The organism is Bacillus sp. Bwzl_19, from assembly GCF_054900515.1.
On record NZ_CM142729.1, the window covers coordinates 3,339,465 to 3,354,378 of the forward strand.

Genomic DNA, 14,914 nt, shown 5'->3' on the forward strand with positions numbered 1-14,914 from the left:
AACCCTATGCTGTTCAAATTCGGATTCGTCTCAAACGCCACGTGTCTTTGGGACGCATCCCCCGCAAAAACCTTAACGTATGCGCGCTATACAACACTTTCCGCAAGCGAACGGAAAGAGGCCCTGCTTTCTGTGACGAAAGCAAATCTTACCAATACGCTGCGCACCATCCACTATGTGATCGGACACGGCATCCCGCTGTACAGGTTCTCAAGCTCGATTGTGCCGCTCGCCACCCATCCGGATGTGCGGTGGGATTTTGTCACGCCGTTTCGCCAGGAGTTCCGCGAGATCGGCGAGCTGGTCAGAAAATATGATCTCAGAACGAGTTTTCATCCGAACCAGTTCACCCTTTTCACAAGCCCGAAACAGGAGATTACCGCAAATGCGGTCAAGGATATGGCCTATCATTATGACATGCTGGACGCTATGGGCATCGCGGATCGTGCCGTCATTAACATTCATGTCGGGGGCGCTTACGGCGACAAACAAAGCGCGCTTGGCCGTTTCGGCATGAACTTGAAAGAGCTCCCCGATATTATCAAACAGCGGATGACTTTGGAAAACGATGATAAAACGTATACGTCTGAAGAAACACTCAGTGTATGTGAACAAGAAGGCATTCCATTTGTGTTTGATTACCACCATTTTTACGCCAATCCGACCGATGACGCTGATTTGGATGACATTCTCCCGCGGATGATTAAAACATGGCAACGGATCGGCTTAAGGCCGAAAGTCCACCTCTCCTCACCAAAATCAGAAGCAGCTATCCGCAGTCATGCCGACTATGTGGATGCGAATTTCATCCTGCCGGTGCTGGAGCGGTTCAGACAATGGGATACGGACATCGACTTTATGATTGAAGCAAAAGAGAAAGACCGGGCGCTGCTTCGGCTCGTCGAAGAATTAAGCGCCATCCGCGGAGTCAAACGCCTGGCGGGAGGCGTGCTGAGGTGGAAATCATAACCAGGTTTATCACCCGATTATCTGGGGAATTTCCGAAATAACAGACCATCAGACGGAGGAGAAAACACATGAAAAACATTACATCTTTGAAAATAGCCGCTAAGAAATTCACTTTAAGAAACATGCTTCAGCTTTATCAGCTTTGCCACACAGGAGGCCACGAGCTGTATATCTACTCTAAAAAAACGATGTGCAAAATCAAAGATATCATCGAACTGGAAACTTTCAGAATGGCTCATAAAGAACAAGAATATTTAATTGTAGTGGAAGGAAAGAAAGCGGTTCAGCTTATTGACCGTTTCAAACATATGATCGAACCTGCGCAAAAATAAGCCCATTAAATACGGATACATAAAAAAAGGAGAGACAGGAGGCCGCTCGGCCCCGTTCGTCTCTCCTTTTTTCTTTATTAATGAATCAGCTCGCCGAATTGCGCCTGATGAAGTCTCTGGTACATGCCGCCGGATGCCAGCAGTTCCTTATGGTGTCCTTGTTCAGCAATGCCTTCTTTCGTAACGACGACGATCCGGTCCGCATCCTTAATCGTAGCCAGCCGATGGGCGATCACAAGAGTCGTGCGTCCTTCAGACAGTTTTTGCAGAGACTTTTGAATGGCGGCTTCCGTTTCTGTGTCGAGAGCTGATGTAGCCTCATCCAAAATTAAGATCGACGGGTTTTTCAAAAACATTCTGGCGATGGAAAGCCGCTGTTTCTGCCCGCCTGACAGCTTCACGCCGCGCTCGCCGATCACCGTGTTCAAACCGTCGGGATACCCGTTTACCAAATCCTCTAAATGCGCCTGCCGGACGGCCTGCCAGATCTCTTCCTCAGACGCGTCCAGCCGCCCGTAAGCAATGTTTTCCCGTAATGTGCCGGAAAACAGAAAGACATCCTGCTGGACGACGCCGATTTGTCCCCGCAGAGATGACAGCGTCATGTCCTTAATGTCGATGCCGTCGATGGATATGACGCCTTCAGACGGCTCATAAAAACGCGGAAGCAGACTTGTCAGCGTTGATTTCCCCGCTCCCGAAGGCCCGACAAATGCGACTGTCTCCCCCGCATGAATGGATAAATTGATGCCGGACAGCACCGGATTGTTTTCTTCATAGCCGAATGACACATGATCATAGCGGATATTCCCTTTTAAACCGGGTACATGTCTCGCGTGCGGGGCATCCTTGATATCAGGCTCCGTTTCCAGTATTTCCATAAAGCTTTTAAAACCGGCAATGCCTCTCGGATACATCTCAATAATTGCGTTGATCTTATCAATCGGACGGAACAGAACGTTCGTCAGCAGCACAAAAGCAACGAATTCTCCGTAGGATAATGATCCGCGAATGACGAACCATGTGCCGCACAACAGGACGAACAGCGTGACGAATCTTGTCAGCATGTAACTGATTGAACCGTTTTTGGCCATGATTTTATATGACGTCAGTTTTGTCTTGCGGAACCGCTGGTTGTTCACGTCAAACCGCTGCTTTTCAAACGCTTCATTGCTGAAAGCCTGGACAAGGCGGATGCCGCCGATGTTATTTTCGACCCTCGCGCTGAAATCACCGACATCTTTGTTCAGTTTTGTAAACGCGGAGGTCATTTTTTTATTGAAATACAAAGCAAGCCAAATGACGACCGGCATAATGATAAAGGTCAACAGCGCGAGCTGCCAGTTAATGAACAGCATGACGCCGAAAGCGCCCAAAATCGTCATGATCGCGATAAACAGGTCCTCGGGTCCGTGGTGGGCCGTTTCTCCGATATACATCAAATCATTGGTGAGCTTAGACATTAAACTGCCCGTTTTGTTGTTATCGTAAAATTTGAACGAAAGCTTTTGCAGATGGTCAAAAAGCTTTTTCCGCATATCGGTTTCAATGTTAATACCGAGCATATGGCCCCAATACGTCACAACATACTGAAGTGCCGAGCTGAGAGCGTACACCCCGAACAAAGCGATAGAAGTCAAAATAATCAGACTCCAATCCCGCCCCGGGAGCAATGTATCGATAAAGTAATTGACAATCAGAGGAAAACTCAGCTCCATCAACCCGCCTGCGATGGCAGAAAAGAAGTCGAGAAAAAACAGCTTTTTGTACGGTTTATAATAAGAAAAAAATTGTCGCAGCACGATTCTGTCCTCCTTGCGCCTCGCACTCAATGATAATATTTCTCAATTATACTATACACAAGGAGTTTTTAAAGCGTTTTTTACAAAACGCCTGAAAATAGCCGTGCGAAGGATTCCTTCGTTCTTTCCCATAATGCGCGCTTATAAAAACGGACGGGGCTGATTTTCTCAGACTCTCTCATATCCTCCAGATAATGCGCTTCAAGATCTTTGACCGCCTCTTGATCTGTAAAAAACACATTGACTTCAAAGTTCAGCTGAAAGCTTCTCATGTCCATATTCGCCGTCCCGACAGAAGCAAGGTTTCCGTCGGTGATGAGTACCTTTTGATGCATAAAGCCCTTTTGATAGGAATAGACTTCAATTCCTTCCCGAAGAAGCTCGGGGAAATAAGACCTCGTCGCATACTGGGTTAGAAACCCGTCATTGGTTTCCGGCACCATGACAACACGCACTTGGACGCCTCTTGCGGCAGCCTCCTTTAACGCCGTGCGGATCGGCTCATTCGGCACGAAATAAGGCGTCGCGATCCATACAGACGATTCGGCCGCCGCGATCATGGCATAATACAGATCGCTCATCCGCTCCTTCATATCGGGGCCTGTCGGAACGACTTGATAGACGCCGCCGCTTTCTGCCGGAACCGGGCGGCTGTATGCTTTCTGATCAATAAGCACCTCATCAGAAACGTATTCCCAATCAAGCATAAAAATGCTGTGGAGCGTCTGAACGATTTCTCCTTCGACTTTCATATGGGTGTCGCGCCAAAAGCCGACGTTTTTGTCTTTGCTGATATATTCCTTGCCGACATTCAGCCCGCCGACAAAACCAATTTCCCCGTCAACGACGACGATCTTGCGGTGATTTCTGAAATTGAATTTCTGGTTGAAAAAGCCGTATTTCAGCGGCAGGAACGGGACGATGTTCACGCCCGCGCGTTTCAGTTTTTTAATATCTTTTCCGGACAGCTTCAGGCTGCCGGCCGCATCGAACAAAAACCGCACTTCCACGCCTTGACGCGCTTTCTCCATCATAATCTCCATCATCTTGTGCCCGAGCATGTCTGATTTGAACATGTAATATTCAATATGTATAAATGATGCTGCCCCCCGGAGCGCTTCAAACAGCTCCGGAAAAGTTTCATCCCCGTTTTTGAGCACCTTCAGCCTGCTTTTTGTATTGATATTCATGTGGGCAGCTTTGATTGAATATTGAAAGAAACGCTTCTGATTTCCTTTCAATCCGGACAGGTCGGGAGTTTGCTCCATATCAAATATCGTTCTCAGCTTTTCCCGGTTATACGTCCGTTTTGACCTGAACAGCTTGCCTTTTTCATAAAGCTGGCCGGAGAATAGGTAAAATAAGTACCCGGCGATCGGAAAAAAGATAAGAATGTGGATCCATAACAGCGTGTGCTGCGAGGTGCGGTTTTCTAAGATTAACGAATAAATGCTGAACAGGATAATGCTTGCATAGCAAAGCAATCCGCCGTAAAACTCAAGCCTGGAAACCGGAAAAAACCATATGACATATGCTCCGATCAGCATCATATATAAAAAGCAAAATTCCAGTCTCCTTTTCAGCATCCCGACTCTCTCCAATCTGATCCGATATCTCTTTATACCCTCTATTCTCCGGCCTGTAAACATATGAAAAAGCCTCCCCGCCCGAGCGGAAAGGCTTATGATGAGGCTTCCTGTGATGAAGGAGAAGAGCGTTTTCAGCAACCGTTGAAAAAATTATTCCCCTTTTGCAAGGAGGTGTTTAGCGTTTTCGATATACAACATAGCTGCGAGTCAAGTACTTGAGCGGCAGGCTGAACACGTGAACCAATCTCGTAAACGGCCAGAGGATAAAAACGATGTATCCAATGATGATATGAAACTTAAACCATAGCGGGACACTCTCCATCAAAGAGGCATCAGGCCTGAACAAAATGAGCTCCCTGAACCACGGCCCCACTGTTGTCCGGTAATCAAAGCCTTTCGAATCAATGTTGAGAAACGTGGCCGCAACGCCCGTCAGCATCATAAACAGCAGCAGAATGAGCGTGAGAAAATCCGCCGGCGAGCTGGTGTTGCGGATTCTTTTGTCAAACAGCCTTCTGTACGTCAGGATGAACAGGCCGATACACGCCGCGACCCCTGCAGGCAGGCCCGCGCCAATCGCCATTTTGTGATACGTATGCTCGGAAATGTCAATGGCGGAGTACACGGCTTCCGGAATCAGAATTCCCATGATATGGCCGCCGATGACGCACAGCAGGCCCCAATGAAAAAGGGTGCTGCCCGCCGCAAGTTTTTTCTTTTCCAACAGCTCGCTTGATTTAGCCGTCCAGCCAAACTGGTCATGCTGATAGCGGTAAATATGTCCGCCGATAAAGATCGTCAATACAATGTATGGCATCACGCCCCAGAGGATCTGCCCGTTCATGCCTGAACAGCCCCTTCTTTGCTTTCATGTACGCCGATATCTTCCAGCGCGGCAAGCAGGACATGCAGCAGCCCGGCGTATATGCTGTCATTTTTTTCGAGGCGGGACGCCAGCTCCCTCACATTGGACAGATATTTCTCAAATACGCTTCTTGCGGCTTCAATTTCCGCAATCGCCGCAAATTCAAGCATAAGCGGCAGATAATCAGGCAGTTCTTTCTCTGTCGGGAGGAAACCGGATTGCTGGTATGTGTTCTTTAAATGCAGCAATTCAATGCCGCGTTCCCTTTGCTCGCCTGAGTTAAAGTAGGTGACATACATGTTCGTTTTTTTCCCGAAATCGAACGTATAGACATAGTGTTCAATCAGCGCTTCCTGAGAAAATCCGGCTGCCGCCTTCAAAAAGCGCAGCAGCTTCTCCCGGATTTCCTGGCTGCTGATGTCAAGGAGAAGAGTCTTCCAATCAGGAAGCTCAGCTCTCCAGTCTTCGTCCGGATAAGAGAGAAGACAGGAAAGAGCGGAGAACGTAATTTGCCGGTCTATGGTGTTCATCTTGTTACACCTCATTTTTCAAAAATTAGAAACAAGACCCGGGGCCGCCTGAAAATGATAAGCCGCAGCTCCCTTGTTCAGCGTATAAATCTGACACTTCTTCCCGATGGCTGCTCGGAATCACAAAGCGGTCGTCATATTTGGCGATCGCCAGCAGCCGATACATGTCTTCAATTTGCCGTTCTGTCAGACCGACACTGGAGATGAGTGCCGGGTCAATGGATTTATTCGTCTGGACTGCTCTCATATACTGGCGCATGACAGACATTTTCTTTAACGTTGACCGAATATGGTCCGTGTCTCCCGCCGTTAATAGCTGCGCCAAGTAGTCAATCGGGATTCTCATTTGGTCGATAGCCGGAAAAATGTCTTCCGCCGTTTGCCGGCTGCCTTTTCCTTCAAAGAGATTCATAATCGGGCTGAGCGGCGGTATGTACCAAACCATCGGCAGCGTGCGGTACTCAGGATGAAGCGGGAGCGCAATCTTCCAGTCGATGATCATTTTATAGATCGGCGATTTTCGCGCGGCCTCTATCCATTCATCCGGGATGCCTTGTTCTTTTGCCAGTCTGGCAACCTCAGGATCATTCGGATCGAGAAAAACGTCCAATTGGGAATGATAGAGATCCTTTTCATTTTCAACAGATGCCGCTTCCTCCACTTTGTCCGCGTCGTACAGCATGACGCCGAGGTAGCGGATTCTGCCAACACACGTCTCAGAGCAGATGGTCGGCAGTCCCGCCTCCAAACGCGGAAAGCAGAGTGTGCATTTTTCCGCTTTGTTTGTTTTCCAGTTAAAATAGACTTTTTTATAAGGACAGGATGAGACGCAATATCTCCATGAACGGCAGGCGTTTTGATCCACGAGCACAATGCCGTCTTCCTCGCGTTTGTACATGGCGCCGGACGGGCAGGATGAGACGCACGCCGGGTTGATGCAGTGCTCGCAAATACGCGGCAGATACATCATAAAGACTTCATCGAATTCCGTTTTGATCGATTCCTCCATTTTTTGCACGTTTGGATCTTCAAGCCCCGTAATGTGGCCGCCCGCGAGATCATCCTCCCAGTTCGGGCCCCATTCGATATTCATGAAATCCCCCGTCAGTGACGATTTCGGGCGCGCCACCGGCTGGTGTTTTTTCTGCGGACTGTTTGTTAATGTTTCATAATCATAATTCCAAGGTTCATAGTAATCATCAATCGTCGGCTGATTCGGATTATAGAAAAGGCCTGCCAGCCGATTCGTTTTCGGGCCGGATTTCAGCCCGAGCTTTCCTTTTTTTAAAGTCCAGCCGCCTTTATATTTGTCCTGATCCTCCCATTGCTTCGGGTAGCCGATGCCCGGCTTTGTTTCTACATTATTGAAGTACATATATTCCGCACCGGAGCGGTTTGTCCACGTGTTTTTGCAGGTGACGCTGCATGTGTGGCAGCCGATGCATTTATCCAAGTTCATGACCATACCGATTTGCGCTTTAATCTTCAAGCCAATCGACCTCCTTCAGCTTGCGGATGACGACATTCAGGTCACGCTGGTTCCCTGTCGGACCGTAATAATTAAAGCCGTAGCTGAGCTGGGCGTAGCCTCCGATCATCTGTGTCGGCTTGACGTGAATCCTTGTCGGGCTATTATGGGTGCCGCCCCGGTTATTCGTCAGCTTTGTGCCGGGCACGTTGATGTGGCGGTCCTGAGCATGATGCATAAACGCCATCCCTTTAGGAATCCGGTGGGACAAAACAGCTCTCGCGACGACAACACCGTTTCGGTTGAAACATTCAATCCAATCATTGTCCTTGATATCCGTGTCCTCTGCGTCATCTTTATTCATCCACACGGTCGGCCCTCCGCGGAACAGCGTCAGCATCGGCAGGGAATCGAAATACATGCTGTGGACGGACCATTTATTATGCGGCGTCAAATAGTTGAGGACGATTTCTCTCCCCTCCTGATCAGGCCGCTTGCTCAGAAACGGACGGTGCTGAAGGATCGGTTTAAATGTCGCCATCGTTTCACCGAATTCCATCATCAGTTCATGATCGACATAGTAGGATTGTCTGCCCGTCAGTGTCCGCCATGGGATTAATTTTTCCACATTTGTCGTAAACGGCGAGTATCTGCGCCCCCCTTTTTCTGAGCCGGTAAAGGCCGGAGAGGTGATGACCGTTTTCGGCTGGGCTGTAATTTGCTCGAACGTAAAGCATTCTTCCTCCCGCTCTTCCGCAAGGTCTTTCAGCTTCAGATTTGTGATGTTTTCAAGTGACTCCCATGCTTTGACGGCGACTTTTCCATTTGAAGTGGACGACAGGGTTAAAATCGCTTCCGCCGCCTGCTTTGCTTCACTTATATTCGGGCATCCCTTTGCAACACTGTCCGTTTCGGTTTCTCCCAGTCTCTTTTTGAGTGATTCATATTCATCGGCTATCGACCAGCTCATGCCTTTTGTTCCGCTCGGTTTTAAAGCAGCGTTTGGACCGAGCGCGGTCATTTTATGAAAAATATGCTTGTAATCCCGTTCGACGACTTGGATATTCGGCATCGTTTTTCCCGGAATCGCTTCACATTCACCTTTGCTCCAGTCATTGATTTTGCCGAACGGCTGGGCCAATTCCTGCATGGTGTCATGAAGGAGCGGCGTCGCGACAACCTCTTTCACCGGCTCCATCTCGACTTCTTCCGCAAGATCGGAAACCGCTTTTGAGAGGGCTTTGAAAATATCCCAGTCTGACCTCGATTCCCACGGTGCCGAGATGGCCGGAGCAAAAGGGTGAATGAACGGATGCATATCCGTACTGCTGAGATCGTGTTTTTCATACCATGTCGCCGCCGGCAGCACGATATCGGAATACAGCGCCGTACCCGCCATTCGAAAATCAAGATTGATTAACAAGTCAAGCTTTCCTTCCGGCGCCTGCTCCCGCCATTTGATTTCTTCAGGACGGATGCTGTCGCTGTCGTCATTCATCAAACCGTTTGTCGTCCCCAGCAGATGCTTGAGAAAATATTCGTGCCCTTTTCCTGAGCTGGAGATCAGATTGGCCCGCCATACGAAGAGATTCCTTGGGAAGTTCACTTCATTGTCAGGATCTTCAATCGCGAATTTCAGCTTTTTCTCTTGAAGCTGTGAGGCCACGTACGCACCGACGTCTTCTGGTGCCGCCGCCCCCGCTTTTTCAGCTTCTTTGTACAAATCAATGCCGTTTTGATTGAATGTCGGATAAGACGGCAGCCATCCTAATCTGGCAGCCAGCACATTGTAATCAGCGTGATGCTTGTAGCGGGATGACGCAGCAATCGGTGAAGCCAAATCGCTGATCGGCTGGTCCTCATAACGCCACTGATCTGTCTCAAAGTAGAAAAATGAGGTGCCGTTTTGCTGCTTAGGCACGCCTTCCCAGTCCTTTGCAGTTGCAATCGTCTGCCATCCTTCAGCGGGACGGAGCTTTTCCTGTCCCACATAATGAGCCCAGCCTCCGCCGTTTACGCCTTGCGCGCCTACGAGTAAAACAAGATTTAACACCGCACGGTAGATCGTGTCGGAGTTGAACCAGTGGTTGATCCCCGCCCCGACGATAATCATGGATCTGCCGTCCGTATCGATCGCATTTTGGGCAAACTCCCTGGCAATCTGAATGACGGCTTCTCTTTTAATTCCTGTGATCCGTTCCTGCCAGCCAGGTGTAAACGGACGAGGATCATCATAGGATACAGCTGCTTGTTTGCCGATGCCCCGGTTCACGCCGTAGTTGGCCAATATCAAGTCAAACACGGTCGTGACGTACACCTCTTCGCCATTCAGGTTTACTTTTTTAATCGGAAGATCCCGCTCAAGCACTTTGTTTCCGTCATTTGAAAAATACGGAATGCGCACCGTGCCAATTTCGTCCTCTATTCCAAGTACAGAGAGACGGGGCTCGATCTGTTCCCCGGTGTCTTCATCGATCATATGCAGGTTCCATTTCTTCTGACCGTCCCAGCGGGAGCCCATTGTTCCTTGCGGTATGGCAAACGCGCCTGTCTGTTCATTCCAGACCGCGGGCTTCCACTGATCATGCTTTGTCTGCCGCCCGATGTCCTTCGCATGCAGAAACCGCCCCGCTGTATACACGCCATTTTTTTTTGACAGGGTAACGAGGAATGGAAAATCCGTGTATTGCTTTGCATACTTGATAAAATGCTCTGTCTCTTGATTCACGTAAAATTCCTGCAAAATGACGTGACCCGTTGCCATCGCAAGCGCCCCGTCAGTCCCTTGGCGGATACTCAGCCAGTCATCGGCGAACTTGGAGGATTCCGCAAAATCCGGGCTGACTGAAATGACCTTGGCGCCTTTATAGCGGGCTTCCGCCAAAAAATGCGCATCAGGCGTTCTCGTCAAAGGAACGTTTGAGCCCCATGTGATGATATAGCCGGAATTGTACCAATCACTGCTTTCCGGAACGTCCGTCTGGTCACCCCAAATTTGCGGGGACGCCGGGGGAAGATCCGCATACCAGTCATAAAAACTGAGCATTGGGCCGCCCATTAAAGACATAAACCGGGAGCCTGACGCATGGCTGATCATGGACATCGCCGGAATCGGGGAAAAACCGACATTCCGGTCAGGCCCGTATTTCATCACTGTATACAGCAGAGAGGCCGAGATCAGCTTCAGCACCTCCGGCCATTCAGCGCGCACAAAACCGCCTTTCCCTCTTGCCTGTTTATAAGACTTCGCTTTTTCAGGGTGTTCGACGATTGATTTCCAGGCATCCAATGGATTTTGATGAGCCTGCAATGCTTCCCGCCACAAATTGATCAGCACACCGCGCACGTATGGGTATTTCACACGCAGCGGGCTGTAGATGTACCACGAAAAACTGGCCCCCCGCGGACAGCCTCTCGGCTCGAAATCAGGCATATCCGGACCTGTAGATGGATAATTCAAGTTTTGTCCTTCCCACGTGACAATTCCGTTTTTCACGTAAATATTCCAGCTGCAAGACCCCGTGCAGTTGACACCGTGGGTGGAGCGAACGACTTTGTCGTACTGCCATCTGTTTCTGTATACATTCTCCCAATCACGATCTTCTTGGGTGGTTTGGCTATGATTATTTGAATGATGTTCGATAGGAGAAAAATAGTTTAATCTCCTGAACAACGGACTCATTTTCTTTTTCTTCATGATCGTTCACTCCTTCCGAGTCAGGTGATGCTATGTACACTATAAACAGAGACATCATGTTACCTTGTGAACTATGTCACACACTCTGCTTTTTTCACAAAACGTCCACATACAGAAGAAGGAAGGGCGCCTGAATCATTTAGCCGCCTTAGATTCAAAGAAAAACCCGGCTCTATTTAAGAACCGGGCTCTGCGCTTTCATCCTGTGATGTATGGAGATACCGTAAAAACAATTGATAGGAACAAAAGACATTTTGCTGAAGCATCGCCAAAAAGTTCATTTGCAGCCGCGGATGGTAAGACATCATTTGCTTGAACATAGAATATGGAATATGGAGTGCCAGAATGTCCGGGGAAGCATTAACTGAGATAAAAGGCGATAGAGACAGTCCGCCTTTTTCATCAACCGGAAACACAGCGCCTTTTTCCCACAGCGCAACGGTTTGCGAGCCTTCAGGGAGCCTGCTGTCCTTAAAACGGATACTGCCTTTTAATACGATATATACGGATTGTGAATGAAGAAAGGATGGAGACTGATCAGACGAGCCGCGGATAAACGTCCCGTTTTTCAATAAGGCTGCGACGATGGACAGAGGCACTTCATTAAACATAGGAAGTTGTTTCAGACATAATAAATAGTCACACTGATTCATAGGAAAGCCTCCCGTGCTAAGGATAGCTTTAGTGTAGCCCGATTGAGCCTGCACGGCAGGAATATAGTTCACAGCTTGTATGATGAATGTCACTTATCAGGAGGATGCCTGCATTTATAATGAAGTAAAAAGGAGGATTTTGATGAAGGCGATGATTCCGAAGCAGCACGGCGCATGGGCGATGCTGCTGATTCCATTTTTACTCGGCATGGTCAAGGGAGGCCCGGTTTTCTGGCATATTCCGCTCTTTCTAGGCTGGCTTTTCCTTTATTTGACGGTTTATCCCGTTTCACTTGCCTTGAAAAAGAAACAGCTCAAACCCTATCAAAAGTGGATATGGTACTACGGTGTACCGGCCTGCTGCTTTCTGACCGTTTCTGCCGTTCATAAGCCCCATCTCATCTGGGTGGGCGTTTCTTTACTGCCGCTGTTTCTTATCCATATGCATTATGCCCGCCGAAAAAACGAACGAGCGCTGACGAACGATGCTGCGGGTGTCCTGTTCTTTTGTTCAGGCGGGCTTGCGAGCTGCTGGCTGGGAACGGGAGCCCTTGACGGCTGGGCTTGGTTTCTATTCTTGCAATCTGCTTTATTTTTTATCGGAAGTTCTTTTTATGTGAAATCAGTCATCCGTGAGAGAAAAAACAGAACATTTGCATACTGGTCATGGGGATATCATCTGCTCCTTCCCTTATTATCGGCTCTTCTCGGTGCAGGCTGGGCGTTTTTTGCTTTTATCCCAAGCAGTTTGCGGGCATGGTATTTTCACGGGAGAGATTGGTCCGCGAAAAAAATCGGCATTCTTGAAATCGCAAACGCCGGCTTCTTTTTCGCGGTCATGTGTACATATATGGCGTAATAAAAAACAAGGACAGCGGCTGTCCTTGTTTTTTCAGTCAATATTACAGATCTCCAGCGGACAGTTTTCACACTCGATCTCACATCGTAAATAGTCCCGCTTGTGCAAAATAATTTTCCCGGCTTCGTCTATCGAAATAACCCCTTGTTTGCGAAGGTCTCCCAGCATGCGGTTGACGCTTTCTCTCGCCGCCGCGCAAAACTTAGCCAAATCCTGATTTGTCAGCACAATGTTGATCAGAATCCCGTCGCTTCGTTCCACCCCGTAGCTGTTTGATAAGCGGATAAGAGTAGAATAGAGCGCCCCTTTTTTGCCGTGAAGAAGCAGATCCCTGATTTTGGACTGAATTTTCCGGAGATGGGTGCTCATCCATTTCATAAATTCAAAAGTCAAATCACCATTTTGGATTAATTCCTTTTCCAGCTTGTTTTTATTAATGACGAGCACCTCGCCACCCTCTAACACTTTTGCGCTGAGCATATATCTCGGCTCTTCTGTAAACAATGTCAGTTCCCCGACAATATCGTTTTTTTGGCAGATTCTAAGCGTCAGGTCTTTGCCGTCAGATGTCAGCTTGCCGATTTCAATAAGTCCTGATTGGATCAGATAAAGCTCTTCTGCATCCATTCCTTCTTGAAACAAATACGTGTGTTTTTTCATTTTCCTTTTCGTGCTGATCGATTTCAGCAATTCATGGAGTTCGCGGGAAAGAAGTTCTTTATCAGATTTTCGGACAGAGAGAATATTCATGAACTCACCTCGAAGAAAGTCACGTTGCGTATGTTTATTGTAACGTGACTTGATTTGCACTCATCCAGGAAAAACTAACAATCTTGTGAATGGATCATTATGAATGGAGGCTCTGACTGCTTCTCTCTGTATGTGTTTTCATTTTTTCCTGCCAATACATCCAGATCACAAGGACAAAGCTCGCCAACGCAACCTCCGAAAGCGCCATAAAGCCGATGGCATATTGGCCTGTTGCCTGAAATACACTTGCCAGAATCAGCGGAGGGAAAAAGCCGCCCAGTCCGCCCATAGCAGACACAATCCCGTTGGCAATTCCCGCCTGCTTTGAAAAATAGAAAGGCACCAGTTTAAATACCGTTCCGTTCCCAATACCTGAGCAGACCGCCACCGTTAATGACCCAAACGCATAAAGGCCGATCGCCGGCGAGAATGACAGCATAACGCCTGATAGCGTAAGACCCGCGAAAACGAACATCAAAATGCGGAGCGGGTTCATTTTATCAGCAAGAAATCCTCCCGCAGGCCTGAGCAGCGTAGAGACCGCAATAAAGCCGGCCGTCCGCAGACCGGCATCCGCCGGGGTCAGCCCAAAATGCTCAACCAAAAAGTTCGGAAGATAGATAGTAAAGGCGACAAAGGCGCCAAACGTAATAAAATAAAACAGGCTCAAAAACCAAAGCACATGATTTCGGTAAACGGCTTTCATTTGAGTTTTTACGGAAACTTTGACCTTCTTTTCATGCCGGTCGCCGAATAAAACGTGCAGTAATGCGAATACAGCCAGCAAAACCAGATACATCTGCACGGTTGCTTTCCATCCCGCAGCTTGAGCAATAACCGGCGCCGCAAATGTGGTAATGGCGGTGCCGATGTTTCCGGCACCGTAAATTCCATTGACGGCACCGTGCTTTTCTTTCGGATAATATTTCGGAAGGGAGGTCACTCCAATGGAGAATACCGCTCCGCCGATCCCTAAGAAAAAGCCGCCCGCGATTAAATCAAACAGAGAATCCGCGATACTGATCCAAAACACAGGAAACAAAAGCAGGATGAAGCTGATCATAAACATCAGCCGCGCCCCATACCTGTTCGTCAAATACCCTAATGGAATGCGGAGAAGCGATCCGAGAATAACGGGAATCGCCGTCACCAATGAAATCTCGCCTTTGCTTAAATGAATATCTGATGTCATTTGGGAAATGAGTGATGAAATCAGCACCCACACCATAAACCCTGCCACTAAGCTTAATGACTGCAATGATAATTGAATATGTTGACGATTGATCATTCGGCTTGCCCCTTTCACTGATTCAATATCAGTCTTATCATACAAAAACTCGGTGTACAGGATTGTGAATTACATCACACGCTTTATATGCAAAAAAAAGACAAAGCCCGAA

At 48.3% G+C, this 14,914-nt stretch carries 12 protein-coding genes; 3 read left to right on the forward strand and 9 right to left on the reverse strand.

The genetic code is table 11. From position 1 onward, the window contains the following. Positions 1 to 6 precede the first annotated feature (6 nt). The gene (gene uvsE / locus ACW5MY_RS17750; protein WP_013353938.1) at positions 7 to 969 is read left to right on the forward strand and encodes a UV DNA damage repair endonuclease UvsE; all 963 of its coding nucleotides are present in this window, start codon (positions 7 to 9) and stop codon (positions 967 to 969) included. Between the two features lie 68 nt (positions 970 to 1,037). Beyond that, a complete protein-coding gene (locus ACW5MY_RS17755) occupies positions 1,038 to 1,301 on the forward strand; it encodes a hypothetical protein (RefSeq protein ID WP_289393999.1) in 264 nt (87 codons plus the stop codon). Positions 1,302 to 1,378: 77 nt separating this feature from the next. On the opposite strand, the gene ACW5MY_RS17760 is transcribed toward ACW5MY_RS17755, so the two are convergent. From ACW5MY_RS17760 to ACW5MY_RS17790, 7 genes are all read right to left on the reverse strand, one after another. Continuing rightward, a complete protein-coding gene (locus ACW5MY_RS17760) occupies positions 1,379 to 3,103 on the reverse strand; it encodes an ABC transporter ATP-binding protein (protein WP_013353940.1) in 1,725 nt (574 codons plus the stop codon). 80 nt (positions 3,104 to 3,183) lie between these two features. Beyond that, positions 3,184 to 4,689 (reverse strand): cardiolipin synthase, encoded by a 1,506-nt coding sequence (gene cls, locus ACW5MY_RS17765; RefSeq protein ID WP_061573621.1) that lies wholly within the window; start codon positions 4,687 to 4,689, stop codon positions 3,184 to 3,186. 178 nt (positions 4,690 to 4,867) lie between these two features. Beyond that, positions 4,868 to 5,536 carry a respiratory nitrate reductase subunit gamma gene (narI, locus tag ACW5MY_RS17770; protein ID WP_013353942.1) on the reverse strand — a complete coding sequence of 223 codons (669 nt, stop codon included), beginning with the start codon at positions 5,534 to 5,536 and terminating at the stop codon, positions 4,868 to 4,870. Next, positions 5,533 to 6,087: a nitrate reductase molybdenum cofactor assembly chaperone gene (narJ, locus tag ACW5MY_RS17775; protein WP_013353943.1), complete on the reverse strand. Its 555-nt coding sequence runs from the start codon at positions 6,085 to 6,087 to the stop codon at positions 5,533 to 5,535. The genes narI and narJ overlap by 4 nt, the downstream gene beginning before the upstream one ends. Positions 6,088 to 6,112: 25 nt before the next feature. Beyond that, the gene (narH, locus tag ACW5MY_RS17780; RefSeq protein WP_013353944.1) at positions 6,113 to 7,576 is read right to left on the reverse strand and encodes a nitrate reductase subunit beta; all 1,464 of its coding nucleotides are present in this window, start codon (positions 7,574 to 7,576) and stop codon (positions 6,113 to 6,115) included. Beyond that, positions 7,566 to 11,252, reverse strand: a complete 3,687-nt coding sequence (locus ACW5MY_RS17785) for a nitrate reductase subunit alpha (protein ID WP_289394001.1) — start codon at positions 11,250 to 11,252, stop codon at positions 7,566 to 7,568. Before ACW5MY_RS17785 ends, narH begins: the two co-directional genes overlap by 11 nt. 176 nt (positions 11,253 to 11,428) lie before the next feature. Beyond that, positions 11,429 to 11,905 (reverse strand): cyclic nucleotide-binding domain-containing protein, encoded by a 477-nt coding sequence (locus tag ACW5MY_RS17790; protein WP_014471162.1) that lies wholly within the window; start codon positions 11,903 to 11,905, stop codon positions 11,429 to 11,431. A 142-nt stretch (positions 11,906 to 12,047) separates the two neighbouring features. Here ACW5MY_RS17790 and ACW5MY_RS17795 point away from each other — a divergent pair, with 142 nt between their 5' ends. Then, positions 12,048 to 12,764 (forward strand): YwiC-like family protein, encoded by a 717-nt coding sequence (locus tag ACW5MY_RS17795; RefSeq protein WP_013353947.1) that lies wholly within the window; start codon positions 12,048 to 12,050, stop codon positions 12,762 to 12,764. 33 nt (positions 12,765 to 12,797) lie between these two features. On the opposite strand, the gene ACW5MY_RS17800 is transcribed toward ACW5MY_RS17795, so the two are convergent. Both ACW5MY_RS17800 and narK read right to left on the reverse strand, forming a co-directional pair. Beyond that, positions 12,798 to 13,514 (reverse strand): Crp/Fnr family transcriptional regulator, encoded by a 717-nt coding sequence (locus tag ACW5MY_RS17800; RefSeq protein ID WP_014471163.1) that lies wholly within the window; start codon positions 13,512 to 13,514, stop codon positions 12,798 to 12,800. Positions 13,515 to 13,611: 97 nt separating this feature from the next. After that, a complete protein-coding gene (gene narK / locus ACW5MY_RS17805) occupies positions 13,612 to 14,802 on the reverse strand; it encodes a nitrate transporter NarK (RefSeq protein WP_013353949.1) in 1,191 nt (396 codons plus the stop codon). Positions 14,803 to 14,914: the final 112 nt, after the last annotated feature.

Excerpts from the sequence above, each read along its gene's own strand:
- narI (WP_013353942.1), bottom strand. The coding sequence starts at position 5,536 with ATGAACGGGCAGATCCTCTGGGGCGTGATGCCATACATTGTATTGACG.
- ACW5MY_RS17790 (WP_014471162.1), bottom strand. The coding sequence starts at position 11,905 with ATGAATCAGTGTGACTATTTATTATGTCTGAAACAACTTCCTATGTTT.
- narJ (WP_013353943.1), bottom strand. The coding sequence starts at position 6,087 with ATGAACACCATAGACCGGCAAATTACGTTCTCCGCTCTTTCCTGTCTT.
- ACW5MY_RS17800 (WP_014471163.1), bottom strand. The coding sequence starts at position 13,514 with ATGAATATTCTCTCTGTCCGAAAATCTGATAAAGAACTTCTTTCCCGC.
- ACW5MY_RS17795 (WP_013353947.1), top strand. The coding sequence starts at position 12,048 with ATGAAGGCGATGATTCCGAAGCAGCACGGCGCATGGGCGATGCTGCTG.
- uvsE (WP_013353938.1), top strand. The coding sequence starts at position 7 with ATGCTGTTCAAATTCGGATTCGTCTCAAACGCCACGTGTCTTTGGGAC.
- ACW5MY_RS17755 (WP_289393999.1), top strand. The coding sequence starts at position 1,038 with ATGAAAAACATTACATCTTTGAAAATAGCCGCTAAGAAATTCACTTTA.
- narK (WP_013353949.1), bottom strand. The coding sequence starts at position 14,802 with ATGATCAATCGTCAACATATTCAATTATCATTGCAGTCATTAAGCTTA.
- cls (WP_061573621.1), bottom strand. The coding sequence starts at position 4,689 with ATGCTGAAAAGGAGACTGGAATTTTGCTTTTTATATATGATGCTGATC.
- ACW5MY_RS17785 (WP_289394001.1), bottom strand. The coding sequence starts at position 11,252 with ATGAAGAAAAAGAAAATGAGTCCGTTGTTCAGGAGATTAAACTATTTT.